A 16,855-nucleotide genomic window follows, 5' to 3' on the forward strand; every position below is an offset into this window, starting at 1 on the left:
GGCTTTAGAGGGTGCTGAAGAAGTCCGTTTTGCTTAAGGGCACGGCTTCAGCCGTGCCGCAAGTACCGCAAAATCAGCGCGGCTTTAGCCGCTGAGGTACGCCTTTCTCTTCGCCAATGACTTTTTCAGCACCCTCTTTAGCCCCTGAGAGAATCTTCGCGGACTTAAATCAGACCTTCCCTAAGCCCTGATCCCTGCCTTACCCCGCCAGCGCCCCAAGAATCGCGTCGAAGTCCTCGATGTTCGCGTACTCGATAATCACCTTGCCCTTGCCGCGCTTGTCCTCGATCCGCACCTTCAGCCCGAGCCTGCGCTGCAACTGCTCCTGCGCCTCGCGCACATTCGGGTCCTCCGGCTGCGCGGGCTTCTCGTCCTTCTTCAGCGGCTTCGCCTCCGGGTTGATGAGCCCTTGAATATAGCTCTCCGTCTGGCGCACCGAAAGAGACAAGGCCATCACCTTCTGCGCGGCCTGCGTCATCGCCTCATGCGTATCCAGCGCCAGAATCGCCCGCGCATGGCCGAACGAAAGCTCGCCCGTCTCGACCTTCTTCTGCAACCCCTCCGGCAGCCGCAGCAACCGGACGAAGTTGCCCACCGACGCCCGCTCCTTGCCCGTGCGGATCGCAATCTGCTCCTGGGTAAGCTGAAATTCCTGGCTAAGTCGCTGAAAAGCATGGGCTTGCTCAATCGGGTTCAGGTCCGCCCGCTGAAGGTTCTCGACAATCGTCATCTCCAGCGTTTGCTCGTCCGAGACCTGCCGGATCACCGCCGGAATCGTCTGCTTGCCCGCCTTCTGGCTGGCCAGCCAACGCCGCTCCCCCGTAATCAACTGGTAACGTCCAGACGTAACTCTTTTAACTACAATAGGTTGCACTACACCACTGGCTGAAATCGACTGCGCCAGCTCATTCAGTTGGGCCTCGTCAAAGTGCGAGCGCGTCTGAAACGGGTTCCGGTCGATCTGGTCGAGCGGAATCTCCATCGGCTTCCCGGCAGACTCCGCAGCCTGAGCCTGAATCTGCCCCACCACCGCAGGCCGTGCAGGCAGCAGAGACTCCAGCCCCTTGCCCAGGGCGCGACGCTTCGGATCATGCTTAGTCTCTTGTGTAGCCGTTGCCATCGTTACTCTCCCAATCTCATTCCGCAGCTTTTGCATTTCCATTCCGCAGCGCTGCGGAGGAATCTGCCTTTCCTAATCCCCAAGCCCTAATCCCTAAGCCCTGTCCTTCTTCCAGAACCGCTTCTTCTCCGGCTGTTGGAACGACTTCAGCGAACTGGCCGCTGCCGCTGCCGCCGCCCTGCGACGCTTCACCTCAGGGCTCTCCATATTGTTACGGGCCAGAATTTCGAGTGCCAGCTCCCTGTAAGCCTCGGCCCCGCGTGACTTGGCATCATACACCGCGACCGGCTTGCCGTGGCTCGGCGCCTCTGCCAGTCGGATATTGCGCGGGATGCTCGTCTTCAGCAGCTTGTCGTCGAAGAACGCCTTCAGGTTCTCCGTCACCTGCACAGCCAGGTTCGTGCGCTCGTCGTACATGGTCAGCAGCACGCCTTCGAGCGCCAGGTTCGGGTTGAACGTCTGGGTCACGCGGTCGAGCGTGCTCATCAACTCCGAAATGCCTTCCAGTGCAAAGTACTCGGCCTGCATCGGCACCAGTAGACCATCGGCGGCCACCAGCGCGTTCAGGGTCAACAGGTCCAGCGCAGGCGGACAATCCAGAATAATAAATGGATAGCGCGCACGCACCGGCTCGATGGCCTCCCGCAGCCTGTACTCGCGCCGCTCGGCCGCAATCAACTCAATCGTCGCGCCAATCAGGTTCTTGCTCGAAGGGATGAGCTTCAGGTTGTCGATTCCAGCCGTCAGCAGCGCCTCGTCCAGCGAAGCATGGTTCAACAGGACGTTATAGATGCTGTGCCGGTCGTCGTCGCGCGCAAAGCCCAGGCCGCCAGTCGAGTTGGCCTGCGGATCGCAGTCGATCAGCAGGGTCGGAAGCCCTTCGAGCGCCAGCGAAGCGGCCAGATTGATGGCCGTCGTGGTCTTGCCCACGCCACCCTTCTGGTTGACGACGGCGATGACCTTGGAGCGCGCCTCCGGCTTAGCCTCCGCCGGGGCTTCTGGAGCAGGTTTGTCGGCTGGGTGAATGGTGATCATCTGCGTAGGAGAAGGTTATCGGGCAGCCGCGCCGGAGGCAATGTTGAAGAAGTGTCCCCGCCTGTGGAGAACGTGTGGAACCCCGGATTTGCGGGGGGAAATGAAGGGCTTGGGCGCCATTCGGTGTGGAAAACTTTTATCGCGGGAGAGGCTTAACACCGATTTGCACCGATGGCATCGATCTTTAAAGACCGACCACGGATAACGCGGATGAAGACGGATAAGGCAAATTGTTCCACGTGGAACAATTTGACATCGATACACGCAGTTGGATCACTTTGCTGCGCTTTGGGCAATATCAAAAAAAATCCGTGCCAATCCGCGTTATCCGTGGTCGTCCTTGGTCTTTAAATCGGCGCGGATCGGTGTTAAGCCTTCCCAAATTGTTCCATGTGGAACAATGCTTACCCTCGGCTTACCCTCGGACGGCCCGGAAGAGGAAGCTGGCCTGCCCACCGGGAATAGGAATCGGCGGCTGAAGGGCGAAATCTGAAGGAAACCCCGGCACAGTGCTGCCCAGCACAAGGATCTCCCGCGCGGCGCGCGGAACGGCGGCGACCAGAGCGACAGCCATATTATCCACGGCCCGGAGGGTGACGGTATCGAACCGGCGCGTCTCAGGCAGGGCCTCCGCTCGTCCGGCCCAGACCTCGACATCGCCAAGCTGCAGGGTGCGAACGGCCTCGCGCAGAAAAGTGGCTTTCTTGTTCTGGGACTCGGCCAGCGTAACGGCAATCTCCGGGCGAAGCAGCGCAGTGGGCAGCCCGGGGAACCCGGCTCCCGAGCCTAAATCAAGCAATGTCTCAGTTTGACGGCCGACATGAAGCCCACAGAAGAGGCTTTCGCCAAAATGACGGCGCACGATCTCCTCCGGCTCGCGGATAGCGGTCAGGTTCGTCCGGGCATTCCATCTGAGCAGCAGGTCGAGATAAACAGCAAGCTGCGTGGCGATCCCATCCGGCACCTCGGGCAGGTACGGGGTTAGAAGCGCACTGATTTGAGACGCGGAAAGTGCAGATTGTTCCACGTGGAACATTTTACGGGAGACCGGATGCGAACGGCTTAACACCGATTGGCACCGATAAGCGGAGATTTTAGAGGCAAAAACAATAACGACCACGGATTTCACGGATCACACGGATGAGAAACTCAATCCGCGCTAATCCGTGGTCGTCTTCGCGGTTGCTTTTAAGATCGGTGTTCCTCGATGCCAGCCGATGTTAGGCCGTTCCAAATTGTTCCACGTGGAACAATTCAGCGCATCGATCTCAAGACTTGGCGACCGAGGTATGGATGGGCCGGGGCGTCCAGTGAGCGGCTTCAGAGACAAAGCGCCGGAAGATGGACTGCGAGGCAGGGCTGAGGTCGTAGCTGCGCTCCGGATGCCACTGCACGCCGAGCACCCAGTGTGGATGCGCCGCGCCTTCAGGGTTGCTGGCCAACCCGCCTTCGACAGCTTCAATAACGCCATCCTGCGGGCAGCGTGCGGTGACGCGAAGACCATCACCCGGGATGCCGATGGCCTGGTGGTGGCTGGAGTTGACCGGCAGGCGGAGAAAACCGTCCTGCTCCGGGGCTTCAGCAGGGGTGCCCTCTTTAAGGATGCCGCCAAGAACCGAGTCGGGCGCGATGGCCGCGGTGTGGGCTACAGCGACGTTGCGGCCAGCGGGATGGTTGACCGGCATGGGCACAAGGTGCTGGACAAGCGTGCCGCCGCGCCAGACATTCAGAGACTGCGCGCCGAAGCAGACGGCGAGGATCGGCTTATAGAGGTTGTGGGCATCCTGAATGAGCAACTCATCCACGTTCTCCCGCGCCGGGTCGGCTGGCGAGCACTCGGGCACCGGCTCCTGGCCGAACTTGTGGGGGTTGACGTCGGCTGGCGAGCCGGGCAGCAGGACGGCCTGACAGGTGTTAATCAGATTGGCAATATCGGACGGGGTTCCGCTGAGGGGGATCTGGACCGGCTCGCCTCCAGCGCGTTCCACCGCGTCTGCGTAGGTATGCCACGACCGCTGGTTGTACTCAGGATTGTGGCTGGTGGGGACCGGGATGGCGATGCGCGGCCGCATGACTCCACGTTATCAGCAGTGCGATGTCCGTTGCCAGTTCGTAACGCGGCAACGGACATGCTCCGGCTGCATGAACAGGACACCCCGGTGTTGGCGAGTCCCTATTTGGCAGCGTCGATGGTGATCGGTTTCTCGGCGGCCTTCAGGTCCTCGTGTTTTTGGGCGAGGGCGGCGTTTTTGGCGTTGAGGGCGTTCTTCTCGGCGTCGAAGGCGCGGTTTGCGGCTTCGAGCTTGCGGTTCTTCTCGGCCAGTTTCTTGTTCTTCTCGTCGAGCTTCTTGGCCTGCTTCATCATCTCCTGGTTTTTCTTGAGCAGGTTTTGCTGCGCGTCGATCTGTTGCTTGATGATCCTGTCCTGCTGGTTGATGTCGGAACGGAGAGCAGCAGCATCAGGGGTGGGAGCAGGTGTGGGAGCAGCGGCCGGGGCATGGGATGAGCCGGCGGTCGATACCAGGTTGGATTGGGCATTGTGTTGGACGGTGCTGCTCTGGCCGAGCAAAGGAACAGTTGCAGACGCAGCGAAGAGGACGATGCAAGTGGGGAGGAATCGCATTGTTCACCTCATTCATAGAGGCCGGAAGACCGGTGCCGTCGCTGGTGCCGACGGCTGGCTCCGGTTGCTCTCATGCTACGTTGCAACTGAAGTAACCAGACCGGAAACTTTCGATCGCCGGATAACACTTTTGGGGGAGAAGAGGTGGAGATTTTTCTACTGTTCCCCGATAAATTTTCGTGACCTTGAATAGATGTATATGCATCTATTTCGATATGAGCGATTCGATTCCAGCATTGCCGTGTCTGTGCGGCAGCTTCCGCCGGGCAGCCCGCGCGCTGACGCAGACCTATGAAGAGGCCCTGCGGCCGCTTGGTCTCAGGGCCACGCAGATGACGACCCTGCAGGTGCTGACGCGCACCGGCGAGGTGTCACAGGGGCGGCTTGGCCAGATCCTCGCCATCGACAGCACGACGCTGACGCGGACGCTGGCCATCATGGTGCGCGAAGGCTGGGTGCGGGAGCGGCGCGGCAAGGATCGGCGCGAGCGCCTGCTGAGCCTGAGCAAAACAGGGCAACGCAAGCTCGAGCGCGCAACGCCCGTGTGGGAAGAGGTGCAGGCGCGTCTGAGAACGCGGCTTGAACAGGGAATGGGAGATGGCGCCTGGGACGCCATGATGCGTTCTGCCAATCAAATTGCCGGTTTGGCCACAACAGAGATTGCAGAAGGAGAGTCGAGATGAAATGAAAGCATGGGGCACCCGGCCTAACGCCCAACACCGATTGGCACCGATAAGCGCGGATTCTAGAGACAAAAACAATAACGACCACGGATTTCACGGATCACACGGATGAGAAACTCAATCCGCGCAAATCCGTGCGAATCCGTGGTCGTCTTCGCGGTTGCTTTTTCGCGGTTGCTTTTAAGATCAGTGTTCATCGGTGACAATCAGTGTTAAGTCTTTCGTGCAGGCACGCGGCCCAGTCACTCAGGATTGAGGCGCGATCATGCCGATAGTCTGGAGCCAGGTTTCGACCAGCGCGGGCCAGTGCGTGATGGGGAATTTGGTGGGGCGCATCCCGAAGGCGTGTCCGCCGTGGGCGTAGAGATGCATCTCGACCGGAACGCCTGCGTTCTTGAGGCCGATGTAATAGACCAGCGAGTCGTTGACGTTGTCCACGTGGTCATCCTCGGCCTGTAGCAGAAATGTCGGCGGAGTCTGCGCAGTGATGTGCGCGCGGATGTCCGGGTTCAGGTTGAGCGGCTTGTTGCCCATCGCAAGATGGCCGGGATAGAGCGCCACGGCAAAGTCGGGGCGGCAGCTTTCTTTGTCCGCCGCATCGACGGGCTTGTAGAGGCGCTCGGCGAAGTGGTTGCTGATCTCTGCCACCAGCGACCCGCCCGCCGAAAAGCCGAGCACGCCAATCTTGTGCGGGTCAATGTGCCACTCGGCGGCGTGCAGGCGGATGAGGCCCAGCGTGCGCTGCGCGTCCTCAAGCGCGATCGGCGACTGCGGATACGCGCCAAAGTATGGAGACGAGCGCGGCGCGGGAACGCGGTACTTCAGCAACACGCAGGTGATCCCCTTCGAGGTGAGCCAGTCGCAGACCTCGGAGCCTTCAAGGTCGATGGCGAGAATCTCGTAGCCTCCGCCGGGAAAGACGACGACCGCCGCGCCGGTGTTCGTGCCGCTCGGCGAATAGACCGTCATGGTGGGGCGCGAGACATTTTCGACCTCAATCCACGGCTTCCCAGCGACTAGCTCGTTTGTGACAGCCACCGACTTCTCCGGCCCCTTCGCCGGGCGCGCATCGGGTATTGCTCCGGGCCAGATCGGGATTTGCGCATGTCCGGACGAGGGCTGCCAGACGGCCTGTTGCGCGTTGAGCGCGGAGAATGCGAAGAGGATCGAGAGGATAAGGACGAGAGGCTTCATCACAGTCTCGCCAGCTTAATCGAGACGGCGACCGCAGCGTGGCCGGGCTCTATTGATGGAGTGGGTTCATCTCGGACTGGGCTGTGCATTTTCCACTCGACGCGCTTAGCTAGATGAAGGCGAAGGGTGGTCCTCAACAGGCAAGAGTATTCATGCTTCATTTCACGTCGTCATTTTTCTTGACAGCCGTCCTCTCAGTGCGTATTGTTTGAACTGGGTCGACGTAACGCTCGACAGCAAGTGCTCTTTGACAATCCTTCTCGCAGAAACGATGCACCATGATTGCGTCCCATTTGGGACATTAGGTCGCGGTCTACACTTCGCGACGACGGGGCAACAACCCGTCTTTGTTCGTCCGGACAGGTCAGCAACGACGAACATAACGCATCCAGCGGAGCAGATAGCGGCACGTTGGAGCGGCACACACAATGGCTGAGTCTTCTGGTTCCATCCATCCCTTACTCGGTGCACGCCGGCTGCGGCACTCGGTAACACGCCGAGAGAAGGAGCAATAGTATGAAGAAACAAAGGGACTTGAATGTGTGCGTCGCCGTCATTCAGGCGGCGCTTACACGAGATGGACTGGAACCGGAACAAAGGAATGCGTTGGAAACTGCCTTGAAGAAGATTCGTCAACTTCGACGGTCGTCCACACTCGATAGGTTTTGGATCTATCAAGTGGTACGGACGATTACCGAAGAGTTAGTCAAGAACTTCGTAAAGCGTAGTTAACCCAAACGTCTTGTCAAGGAAGACTCAGTACCAGTTTAGGAATGCCATGAATTACGGGAAAGCAATACGTGTTACGCGGGCTCTCGCTGATATATCTCAGCGAGAGCTTGCGAAGAGGCTTGGGACCGATCCCAGTTATGTTTCGTTGCTTGAGGCAAACAAGCGGGAGCCAAGTCGTGAAGTGTTGGAGAAGCTTGCGGAAGCGTTCCAAGTGCCGTTGCACCTATTAATCTTGTTGGCAACGGAGGAAGGCGATACTGCACAGTCGGAAGGGCGAAGGCTTTCTGAAATCGCAGAGGCGTTGGCGGCACTTCTGTTTGCGGGTGATGACGATGGAGAACAACGAGCAGACAATCCAGCCGTTAAGACTCGGAAATCTCGCACGGTTAGCGCAGCGACTAGGAACAAGCGTCGAGCGACTTCAGGAGTTGGCTGGAAACGCGCAGTTGTTCTATGACCCTTTCGATCTCTCGGCGAAACGACAGTGGTTTTCGAAGAAAGAACCCAAGAAGCCTCGGCCAATAGATCGTCCAACCGGCCCGTTACTAGCATTGCAGTCGAATATCTATCAAGAACTATTGCATCCAATCCTGATGCCAGAGCACATCTTTGGCGCTGTACCGCAGAGGACGATCTTTGGCAATGCCGAATGTCACCGTAAGGCATCGTTATTAATTACTCTCGATGTCAAGCAATGCTTCCCGAGTATCACGCCAAAGCATGTCTACCGGGTCTGGTCTGTAGTACTCGGTTGCTCGCCAATGATTGCGAAGCTTCTTACAAAATTGACAACTTATCGGCGGCGTTTACCGCAAGGATCCCCCACAAGCCCGGCACTTGCAAATTTGTTGATTTGGTCTATAGACGCCGGTATACGGAGTGAGTGCGCCCGGCTTGGAGTCATGTACTCAACTTGGCTTGATGATCTTGCCTTCTCGGGATCAAACGCCCGGCAACTCATTCAAATTACTGTCGGGCAATTTCGTCAAGAAGGTCTTAAGTTCTCTCATCGAAAGATCACGATCATGGGGCCAAGGGATACCAAGACGTTGACCGGAACTCGTGCAGGTCTACATGCCGTCCGTGTGCCAAGAACTTACATCGGGCAAGTACGTGCCGGTATTCACAATCTTGCTGAAGGCAGGGTTGCGCCGCAGGATTATGCAAAATATGTTGAGCAGCTAATCGGTCGTCTGCGCTATATCCACAAGGTATGTCCGGCAGACAGCCGGTCATTGAAAGCACAACTCCAGACTGTGATGAGCGCCCTGCCAGTCCATCATCGTGCGGTTTTTGAGCTGTTTAGCAAATCCTGTCGCCCGTTCAACTGACCTGCGTAGCCCATGCACACCATAAAACCCTTCCGCTCTGATCCCTACGCCTTATTCGCTGTTCTCTGCATGTACGTCGTCGTAATCGCGGTGAAGAGCTGCTGAGTGAGGGCGTCGGCGTCGCGGGTGGTGAGACCGGTGGTGGGGATGGGGTCGCCGATGATGATGGCCAGCGGGCGCGGATTCAGCGCGTAGGTATGGATGGGGAGCAGTTCGTAGGTACCGATCAGCGTGATGGGGATGAGCGGGACCTGGGCCTTGATGGCCATGTATGCCGCTCCCGAGACGAAGGGGCGGGTGCGGCCGTGGTCGGTGCGGCCTCCTTCGGGAAAGATGACCAGCGGCAGGCCGTGTTTGAGCGTGGCCACCCCGCGGTTCAGGCTGGCGACAGCGTTGCGCGCGCTCGACTGATCGACCGGCACTTGCCCCGAGCGGTGAAGATACCAGCCGATGAAGGGCACCTTCCACAGTCCCTGTTTGGCGAGGATGCGGAACTGGAAGGGCAGGCGCGAGAAGAGGACAGGCGTGTCCATGTAGCTGAGGTGGTTGGCCGCGTAGACGGCGGTCTCGTGCAGGTGGAGCTTCTCACGGCCGATGACCTTGACGCGGGAGAAGCTGAGCACGAGCAGCGTCCGCGCCCAAAGGTGTGCGATGAAGTGCTGCTGGCGTCCGGACTTGTCCCACAGGCCGCAGACCAGCGAGATCATGCCGAAGAAGATCGTGGCCACAGCGATCAGCGGCAGCAGAACCAGATACGTCAGCCAGCGCATGAAGAACGATGGCCCGCGGTGCGCAGGCGGAGCTTCGAGGGCGGGCTCGGAGATGGCGGGTTGAGTCATCAGGCGATAGGGAAATCGTACCTCAGCGCGGAGTGATGGGCACGCTCGGAAGGCTTAACACCGATCCAAACCGATGACACCGATTTAAAGACGGCCACAGATTACACGGATGAACGCGGATAAAAGAGATCCGTGTCCATCCGTGGTCGTCGTACTGTTTTGGGATCGGTGCAATCGGTTTGGATCGGAGTTAAGGAACGTCTGATTAAGTCTTCGCTTGGAAGGGGCGTGGCTTCAGCCACGCCATCACGTCCCTCAATGCAATGGGGCTTTAGAGGGTGCTGAAAAAGTCAGTTTTGCTTAAGGGCACGGCTTCAGCCGTGCCGCTAACGCTGCAAAACCAACGCGGCTTTAGCCGCTGAGGTATGCTTTCTTCCCGGCGAGATACTTTTTCAGCACCCTCTTTAGCCCCTGAGGGAATCTTCGCGGACTTAATCAGACCTTCCTTAAGTCTTTGCGAGGGCGAGCGAGCGTATGTCGCCGATGAGGTAGACCGAGCCGGTGGCGATGATGAGGCCGTTCGGCGGAGTCAGCGCGCGGGCCTGGTCGAGCGCAGCGGCGATGTCGGGCGCGGCGTGGGCGGGGATATCGAGCGCGTGGGCAGCCTCGGCGAGGGCTTCGAGCGCAGTGGCGCGCGGGTTGTTCACCGGGCACAGGATGATGTTGTCGTAGGGGCGGTAGTTGCTGCGGTCGAAGAGTGGGAAGAGGATCTGCGCCATCTCGGTGAGCGACTTGTCGCGCAGGCACGAGAAGATGAGCGTGCGTGGCTGGTCTTCGGGGAGATGCGCGATGGCGGCGCGCAGCGTCCACGCGCCCGCGGGGTTGTGCGCCACGTCGAGCAGAATGCGCGGCGTGGTGGGGAGCAGTTCCAGCCGGCCGGGCCACTGCGTGCGGCGAATGCCGTTTTCGATGGCCTGATTCGTGATGGTGTAGCCCTTCGCACGCAGCTCGACGGCGGCGGCGATGGCGAGCGCGAGGTTGCGCTGCTGATGATGCCCGGTGAGCGGCGAGTCCACATCGAGCGGTTCGTTGTCGAGCGTGAGGGTGTAGCGGTTAGGAGTGAAGAGAGAGAACCGCAGGTCCTTCGACTTCGCGGCTTCGCCGCTTTGCTCAGGATCACGAGTTTCTTCCAAGTCCACATGAGTGACCGCGGGGATGAAGCGGGCGGCATTGATGGCGCGAAGGTCGAGCGTCGCGGCGGCCTCGCCGATGGCCTGGTTGGCCTCCGGATGCTGCGGGAGCGTGATGAGCGTACCTCCTGCGCGCAGAATGCCTGCCTTTTCGCGGGCGATCTCGGCGATGGTGTGGCCCAGATACTCCTGATGGTCAAGCGAGATGTCGGTGATGATCGAGAGCACAGGCTCGACGATATTGGTCGCGTCGAGCCGTCCGCCCATGCCGACTTCGAGCACGGCGATGTCGATCTCCTGCTCCGAGAGGTAGAGGAAGCCGAGCGCGGTCAGGGTCTCGAAGAAGCTGGGGTGGTGCGGCAGCGCGCCTTCTTTGACGAGCCGCTGGGCAGTGTCGTCGATCTGGAAATAGAGCCGCGCGAAGTCATCGTCCGAGATAGGCTGCCCATCGATCTGGATGCGTTCGTTGACACGGATCAGATGCGGCGAGGTGTAGAGCGCCGTGCGCAGGCCCGCAGCAGTCAGGATGCTCGCCAGCGTAGCAGCCGTCGAGCCTTTGCCGTTCGTGCCCGCAATCAGCACCGACGGGAACGCCTTCTGCGGATCGCCCAGCGCCTGGGCAAGGACACGCATGTGCGCCAGCTCGAACTTGCGGCGCGGCGCGGAGGGCTCGGCCGGGTGAAGTTCGTGTCCCAGAGCGTAAAGGTGGTCGACCGCAGCAGCGTAAGACATGCCGCTATTTTAGGCGAGCCGGCGAATCCGAAGGCGGTAACTTGCTAACTTGCTGACCCGCTGCGTCTTCGCTGGCCCACTGCTGTTTGGTAACACGCCGATGGGGGAGTCCCGGGACGGAAAAACCTGACACGAAGGTTGGAGAACTAACACGAAGGTGGGATGTCGAGTTGGATACACCCGGAGGATAGTGAGGACAGCGACAAAGTTGCAAAGTTTTGCACTTGTCGAGCAGCAATGAAGCCTGCACTTGGTTGCACTGCCGGTTCACCCCCGGACGATTTTGCTGAGACTTCCGGGATAGACAAAGGAGATGTTTCTTATGCGAATTGCGTTAGCAGTGGCTTTTGGACTGGTCGCCGTTGCCCCGTTCATCGGACGTTGGCGAGCGAACCTGTGGTTGAAGAAGCACATGCCCGCCAGCCGGGTGGCGAAAGGGAAAGGGATTCCCGAGGCGGCATAAGGTTGAGGTTGTAGTCGCAGTAACCAGAAAGTCGATTTTCCTAGCTCCGGGGCCGCGCCAGCCATGGCTCGGTCCTCTTTTTGTGTGTGCAAGGATTTACACCAGTCTCTCAGTTTGTGTGTGCGGAAGGGCGGGATCGAGCGCGTCGAGCAGAGCGCGCGTTTCGCTCAGAACATCTTCAGCCTTCGCAGAGGTGAGCGGCCAGCGCAGCGTGCCGTTTGGGCTGAACTGCGCGCCGCGTTTGGCGTTGCGGCTGACCAGCTTCATCAGCGTGCCCGGATCGACGGCCCTGTTCGACTTGTCGGCGAAGTAGGAGGGGTCGGCGTTCACGTCGGTGAACTTGATGTGCAGCATCTCGACGAAGGTCTTCGTCTTCTTCGCGCCGGTTCCGTGCTCGACCAGCGTGCGCTTGCGGTCGATCTGGGCGATGCCGATCTGCTCGCATTGCAAGCGGAGTTCGCCTGCGGCCAGCAGGTTGACGACGGATTCAGGCGGCGTGCCGTAGCGGTCTTTTAACTCAGCCCGAACCTCTTCGAGTTCTGGCTGCGATTGCGCAGAGGCGATGCGCTTGTACATGCGCAGACGCTGGTTCTCTTCCGGAATGTAGCCCGAGTCGATGCGCACGCTGATGCCCAGGTTGAGCACCGTGTTCGGGTGCGCGGGCTTGTCCTGCTCGCCTTTGATCCTGCGCACGGCCTCTTCGAGCATCGACGTGTACATCTCGAAGCCGATGGCCTCGATGTGGCCGCTCTGCTCGCCGCCCAGCATATTGCCCGCGCCGCGCAGTTCGAGGTCGAGCGCGGCGATCTTGAACCCCGCGCCCAGGTCGGAGAACTCCTTGAGTGCGGCCAGACGGCGGCGCGCAATCTCGGTCAGCTCCGTCTCAGGCGGGATTAAGAGATACGAATACGCACGGCGGTTCGAGCGGCCCACGCGGCCTCTTAGCTGATAAAGCTCGCTCAGCCCGTGGCGGTCAGCGCGGTTGATGATGATGGTGTTGGCCAGCGGAATGTCGAGCCCGTTTTCGATGATGCTTGTCGCCACCAGCACGTCGTACTCGTGGTTCATGAAGCTGAGCATGACGCGCTCCAGCTCTGCTTCAGGAAGCTGGCCGTGGCCGATGACGATGCGCGCCTGCGGGACCAGCTCGCGAATTTTGCTGGCAAGGTCGTAGATGCTCTCGACGCGGTTGTGGACGAAGTAAACCTGGCCGCCGCGCTCGAGCTCCATCTCAATCGCCGTGCGCACCAGCTTCTCGTCGAACTTGGCGACGATCGTCTGGATGGCCATGCGGTCTTTGGGCGGCGTCTCGATGACCGACATATCGCGCAGGCCGATCAGCGACATGTGCAGCGTGCGCGGAATGGGCGTGGCCGACATCGAGAGCACATCAATCGAGGCACGCATCTGCTTCAGGCGCTCCTTGTGGCGCACGCCGAACCGCTGCTCCTCGTCCACGATCAGCAGGCCAAGGTCCTGGAACTTCAAGTCCTTCGACAACAGGCGGTGTGTGCCGATCAGAATGTCCACCTTGCCCGCCTCGACCTTTTCCAGAATCAGCTTCTGCTCCTTCGGCGTGCGGAAGCGCGAGATCATCTCGATCGAGACGGGAAAGTTGGCGAAGCGGCGCTTGAAAGTCTCGAAGTGCTGGAAGCTGAGCACTGTGGTCGGCGTCAGCACGGCGACCTGCTTCGAGTCCTGCACCGCCTTGAACGCCGCGCGCATGGCCACCTCAGTCTTGCCGTAACCCACATCGCCGCAGAGGAGGCGGTCCATCGGCTGCGTCGATTCCATGTCGGTCTTGATGTCGGCAATGGCTGCGAGCTGGTCGTCGGTTTCGTTGAAGTCGAAGGCGTCCTCGAACTCGCGCTGCATGTTGGTGTCGGGCGAAAACGGCGTTCCCTGCGCGGCCTGCCGCTGCGCGTAGAGCTTCACCAGCTCGTCCGTCATGTCGGCCATGGCCTTCTTGACGCGCGCTTTCGTCTTCTGCCAACCCTGCGTACCCAGCCGGTTCAACTCGGGCGGAGGGCCGGTCTCGCTCGAGCGATACTTCTGAATCAGGTCGAGCCGCGTAAGCGGAACATAGAGCTTCGCCTCGTCGGCAAACTCAAGGATCATCAGCTCCAGCGGCGGCTGATCGTTCTCCTCAATCACGCGCAGCCCGCAGTAGCGCGCGATGCCGTGTTCCACGTGGACCACATAGTCGCCGACTGCGAGGTCGCGGAAGTCGGAGATAAAGGCTGAGGTCTTCGATTTGCCGCGCCGCACCGGACGCGCGGCCACGTCGGCGTCGTCGATTAAATCCTGCGCGCCGAAGATCACCATCTGCCGCGCGGTGGCGCGGTCCAGGTCAAGCACCTGCACACCCGCGGCCATGGCGGTCTTCACGATGACGGGCGTGCGCAGGTCGCCGGTCAGGTGGCTGGACTCGCTATAGACGTTCTCGCCGCCGTGCTGCTCAACACGCGAGCCCAGCCGGTAGGGCACGTGGTACTCCTGCAGCAGGCCCGCAAGCCGCTCGACCTCGCCCTGATTCGGCGCAGTCAGCAGAATGCGCGCCTCCTGCTGCATCAGTCCTTTGATGGCATCGACCATCGCGGGAATCGAGCCGTGAAACCGCTGCGTGGGCCGCGTGGCAAAGTCCACCTCCGAAAGCCCGCTGCGGTCGGCGTCCAGCACATCCACCGCGCCAAGCTGATCGAGATCAACTCCCGGCGTGCGGCGCAGGCGGTCTTCGATGTCCCATGGCGAGACGTAGATGTCCTCCGCGCGAACCAGATTGCCGATGCCCGACCGCTCGTGCCGCTGCTCGACCTTGTTCCACCATCGTTCGCCCTGATTGTTCACCATCGCGGGCTCTTCAACAAAGACGCGCGCAGACGAGCCCAGCAGATCGAGCAACGTCTGGTTTGCTCCCGCCACCGGCGCAAAGAACTCCCAGCCGGGAAAGACTGTGGCTTCGCCGGTGCGCGTGGCCACGTGCGTCTGAAGCTCTGCGGGCTCTTCGCCGCCTTCCAGCGCCGCGCCCACCGTGCCCGCGCGAGTCAGCCGCGCGTTGATGGCGGTCAGAATCTTTTCCGTGACCGGCGTCTCGGTCAGGGGCAGCAGCAGCGCGTGTTCCAGATGCGAACTCGAACGCTGGGTCTCAGGGTCGAACTTGCGGATCGACTCGATCTCGTCGCCGAAGAAGTCAATGCGCACGGGCAGGTCCATCTCGGGCGAGTAGACATCAACGATGCCGCCGCGCACCGTCACCTGGCCGGCCATCTCGACCACGTCCACGCGCGTGTAGCCCACCGAGAGCAGATGCTCCAGCAGCAGGTCGGGCATGTGCTCTTCGCCCACGCGCAGGTGCAGAGCCAGCGCACGATAGTAGTCGCGCGAAAAGAGCTTCATGCAGGCCGCCTCGATGGGCGCGATGATCAGGCGCGGCTCGGCAGCGCGATGGCACAGCTTCCACAGCGTGGCGGCGCGCGTCTCCTGAATCTCCGGGTGCGGCGAGAGGTTCTCGAACGGCAGCACATCGTGCGCGGGCAGCCGCAGCACGGCACTGGCGGCCAGCGCACCGGTCAACTCGCAGGCACTCGCGACAGCGGCGTGCAACGCCTCAGCCGCCTTGTTGTCGGCAACGAGGATGACGCATGGCGCGTTGGCGGCGCGGACGAAGTAGGGAAGGTATAGCGCGCGGGCCGTAAAGGTGAGCCCGGACACACGTCGGCGAGCCGTGCCCGCGCCGAGGTGGGTGCGTACACGCTCAAATGCCTGAGAGTGCTCAAGGTCCGCGATCAGTTCGCGGACGAAGGGTAAAACCATGCTGGGTCGATTCTAGTTGAATTCCGCCTGCCAGAGTGTGCGCGTATGGAGTACCATCTTGCCCCGCGAAAAATGTTAATGCGCGGTGCTGCCGATAGAGGAACTGCAAAGCATCTTAACCGTGCAGAAATCTCTGCTGGAGGGTTCCGATGAAGAGGAACGTCGTCACGAAGTCCGTTGCGCTTGCGCTCGCCGCCGCCCTGCTGCCGCTGCTCGCCGGATGCACCCGGCACAACAAGAAGGAGCGTTACTACCTGATTGCCACCAACACGCGCGTACCGTACTGGAAGACGGCTGCCGCGGGGTTCGCCGCTGCGGGTGCCCAATACGGCGTCACGGTCGATACGCGCGGGCCTGCCGGACTCGACCCGCAGGCCGAAGCCGACGAGTTCAAGTCCGTGGTCGCGCTCAAACCGGCGGGCATCCTGGTCTCGGTGGCCAACGCGGACCTGATGCAGCCCCAGATCGACGCCGCCATCGGCGCAGGCATCCCGGTCATCACCATCGACTCGGACGCACCTACCAGCGAGCGGCTCTACTTCATCGGGACCAACAATCTGGAGGCAGGCCGCCTGGGCGGACACCGCATGGCCGCACGGCTCAACGGCAAAGGCAACATCGTCTTCTTCACCAACCCCGGCCAGCCCAATCTGGACGAGCGCCTGAAGGGATATAAGGATGCCTTCGCCAGCTACCCGGACATCCACATCGTGGACGTGTTCAACATCAAATCCGACCCCGGCTCGGCGCTCGACCAGTCCATGGCGTATCTGGCGCGTAAGGGCAAGGACAAGGTGGACGGCTTCGTCTGCCTCGACTCGCGCTCAGGCGTCAACGTGGCCGAAGGCTTCAAGCGCATGAACGCCACCGACCGCGTGCTGATTGCGATGGACGTGGACGCCGACACGCTCCAACTGGTCAAGGACGGAGTCATCGACTCAACCATCTCGCAGAAGCCTTACACGATGGCGTTCCTCGGCCTCAAGGCGCTCGACGACGTGTACCACTACCCCGTCAAACCGCTCGCGCAAAGCTACGCACTCGACCCCTACGCGCCGTTCCCCGCCTTCATCGACACCGGCGTCGCGCTGGTAGACAAGGCCAACGTAGACGCCATGCTCAGCCACCAGAACCAGGCCCCAGTCACCGGCAACCCATAG

The 16,855-nt window shown here is 60.7% G+C and carries 12 protein-coding genes and 1 pseudogene; 4 read left to right on the forward strand and 9 right to left on the reverse strand.

The annotated features are described in order from the left end of the window. Positions 1–199 precede the first annotated feature (199 nt). From VFU66_RS04100 to VFU66_RS04120, 5 genes are all read right to left on the reverse strand, one after another. Complete coding sequence (locus VFU66_RS04100; RefSeq protein ID WP_326444965.1) at positions 200–1,120, reverse strand: ParB/RepB/Spo0J family partition protein; 921 nt, start codon at positions 1,118–1,120, stop codon at positions 200–202. Between the two features lie 93 nt (positions 1,121–1,213). Continuing rightward, a complete protein-coding gene (locus VFU66_RS04105; protein WP_326444966.1) occupies positions 1,214–2,155 on the reverse strand; it encodes a ParA family protein in 942 nt (313 codons plus the stop codon). Positions 2,156–2,570: 415 nt separating this feature from the next. Further along, positions 2,571–3,191 carry a 16S rRNA (guanine(527)-N(7))-methyltransferase RsmG gene (gene rsmG / locus VFU66_RS04110; RefSeq protein ID WP_414649373.1) on the reverse strand — a complete coding sequence of 207 codons (621 nt, stop codon included), beginning with the start codon at positions 3,189–3,191 and terminating at the stop codon, positions 2,571–2,573. Positions 3,192–3,423: 232 nt separating this feature from the next. Beyond that, positions 3,424–4,227 carry a gamma-glutamyl-gamma-aminobutyrate hydrolase family protein gene (locus tag VFU66_RS04115; protein WP_326444968.1) on the reverse strand — a complete coding sequence of 268 codons (804 nt, stop codon included), beginning with the start codon at positions 4,225–4,227 and terminating at the stop codon, positions 3,424–3,426. Positions 4,228–4,328: 101 nt separating this feature from the next. Continuing rightward, positions 4,329–4,778, reverse strand: a complete 450-nt coding sequence (locus VFU66_RS04120) for a hypothetical protein (protein WP_326444969.1) — start codon at positions 4,776–4,778, stop codon at positions 4,329–4,331. Positions 4,779–4,993: 215 nt separating this feature from the next. Between VFU66_RS04120 and VFU66_RS04125 the strand changes: the two genes are divergently transcribed. Beyond that, entirely contained in the window at positions 4,994–5,461 is a 468-nt protein-coding gene (locus VFU66_RS04125) for a MarR family winged helix-turn-helix transcriptional regulator (protein WP_326444970.1), read from the forward strand. 246 nt (positions 5,462–5,707) lie between these two features. On the opposite strand, the gene VFU66_RS04130 is transcribed toward VFU66_RS04125, so the two are convergent. Further along, positions 5,708–6,655, reverse strand: coding sequence for an alpha/beta hydrolase (locus VFU66_RS04130; protein ID WP_326444971.1), 948 nt, complete (start codon positions 6,653–6,655; stop codon positions 5,708–5,710). Positions 6,656–7,433: 778 nt separating this feature from the next. Between VFU66_RS04130 and VFU66_RS15740 the strand changes: the two are divergent. Both VFU66_RS15740 and VFU66_RS04135 read left to right on the forward strand, forming a co-directional pair. Beyond that, positions 7,434–7,613, forward strand: a pseudogene (locus VFU66_RS15740) (helix-turn-helix domain-containing protein); the annotation flags it as partial. Positions 7,614–7,719: 106 nt separating this feature from the next. Further along, positions 7,720–8,718 carry a reverse transcriptase family protein gene (locus tag VFU66_RS04135; RefSeq protein WP_326444972.1) on the forward strand — a complete coding sequence of 333 codons (999 nt, stop codon included), beginning with the start codon at positions 7,720–7,722 and terminating at the stop codon, positions 8,716–8,718. Positions 8,719–8,762: 44 nt separating this feature from the next. Here the strand turns inward: VFU66_RS04135 and VFU66_RS04140 are convergent, their stop codons facing one another. The 3 genes from VFU66_RS04140 to mfd form a co-directional block, all read right to left on the reverse strand. After that, complete coding sequence (locus VFU66_RS04140) at positions 8,763–9,557, reverse strand: lysophospholipid acyltransferase family protein (protein ID WP_326444973.1); 795 nt, start codon at positions 9,555–9,557, stop codon at positions 8,763–8,765. 446 nt (positions 9,558–10,003) lie between these two features. Beyond that, positions 10,004–11,419, reverse strand: coding sequence for a bifunctional folylpolyglutamate synthase/dihydrofolate synthase (locus tag VFU66_RS04145; RefSeq protein ID WP_326444974.1), 1,416 nt, complete (start codon positions 11,417–11,419; stop codon positions 10,004–10,006). Between the two features lie 559 nt (positions 11,420–11,978). Then, entirely contained in the window at positions 11,979–15,695 is a 3,717-nt protein-coding gene (mfd, locus tag VFU66_RS04150; protein ID WP_326444975.1) for a transcription-repair coupling factor, read from the reverse strand. Between the two features lie 149 nt (positions 15,696–15,844). Between mfd and VFU66_RS04155 the strand changes: the two genes are divergently transcribed. Next, on the forward strand, positions 15,845–16,855 hold the full coding sequence (locus VFU66_RS04155) for a substrate-binding domain-containing protein (protein ID WP_326444976.1): 1,011 nt from the start codon (positions 15,845–15,847) through the stop codon (positions 16,853–16,855).

The organism is Edaphobacter sp., from assembly GCF_035763405.1.
Classification (GTDB): domain Bacteria; phylum Acidobacteriota; class Terriglobia; order Terriglobales; family Acidobacteriaceae; genus Edaphobacter.

Excerpts from the sequence above, each read along its gene's own strand:
- VFU66_RS04130 (WP_326444971.1), bottom strand. The coding sequence starts at position 6,655 with ATGAAGCCTCTCGTCCTTATCCTCTCGATCCTCTTCGCATTCTCCGCG.
- VFU66_RS04105 (WP_326444966.1), bottom strand. The coding sequence starts at position 2,155 with ATGATCACCATTCACCCAGCCGACAAACCTGCTCCAGAAGCCCCGGCG.
- VFU66_RS04125 (WP_326444970.1), top strand. The coding sequence starts at position 4,994 with ATGAGCGATTCGATTCCAGCATTGCCGTGTCTGTGCGGCAGCTTCCGC.
- VFU66_RS04100 (WP_326444965.1), bottom strand. The coding sequence starts at position 1,120 with ATGGCAACGGCTACACAAGAGACTAAGCATGATCCGAAGCGTCGCGCC.
- VFU66_RS04115 (WP_326444968.1), bottom strand. The coding sequence starts at position 4,227 with ATGCGGCCGCGCATCGCCATCCCGGTCCCCACCAGCCACAATCCTGAG.
- VFU66_RS04135 (WP_326444972.1), top strand. The coding sequence starts at position 7,720 with ATGGAGAACAACGAGCAGACAATCCAGCCGTTAAGACTCGGAAATCTC.
- rsmG (WP_414649373.1), bottom strand. The coding sequence starts at position 3,191 with ATGTTCCACGTGGAACAATCTGCACTTTCCGCGTCTCAAATCAGTGCG.
- VFU66_RS04140 (WP_326444973.1), bottom strand. The coding sequence starts at position 9,557 with ATGACTCAACCCGCCATCTCCGAGCCCGCCCTCGAAGCTCCGCCTGCG.
- VFU66_RS04145 (WP_326444974.1), bottom strand. The coding sequence starts at position 11,419 with ATGTCTTACGCTGCTGCGGTCGACCACCTTTACGCTCTGGGACACGAA.
- mfd (WP_326444975.1), bottom strand. The coding sequence starts at position 15,695 with ATGGTTTTACCCTTCGTCCGCGAACTGATCGCGGACCTTGAGCACTCT.
- VFU66_RS04155 (WP_326444976.1), top strand. The coding sequence starts at position 15,845 with ATGAAGAGGAACGTCGTCACGAAGTCCGTTGCGCTTGCGCTCGCCGCC.
- VFU66_RS04120 (WP_326444969.1), bottom strand. The coding sequence starts at position 4,778 with ATGCGATTCCTCCCCACTTGCATCGTCCTCTTCGCTGCGTCTGCAACT.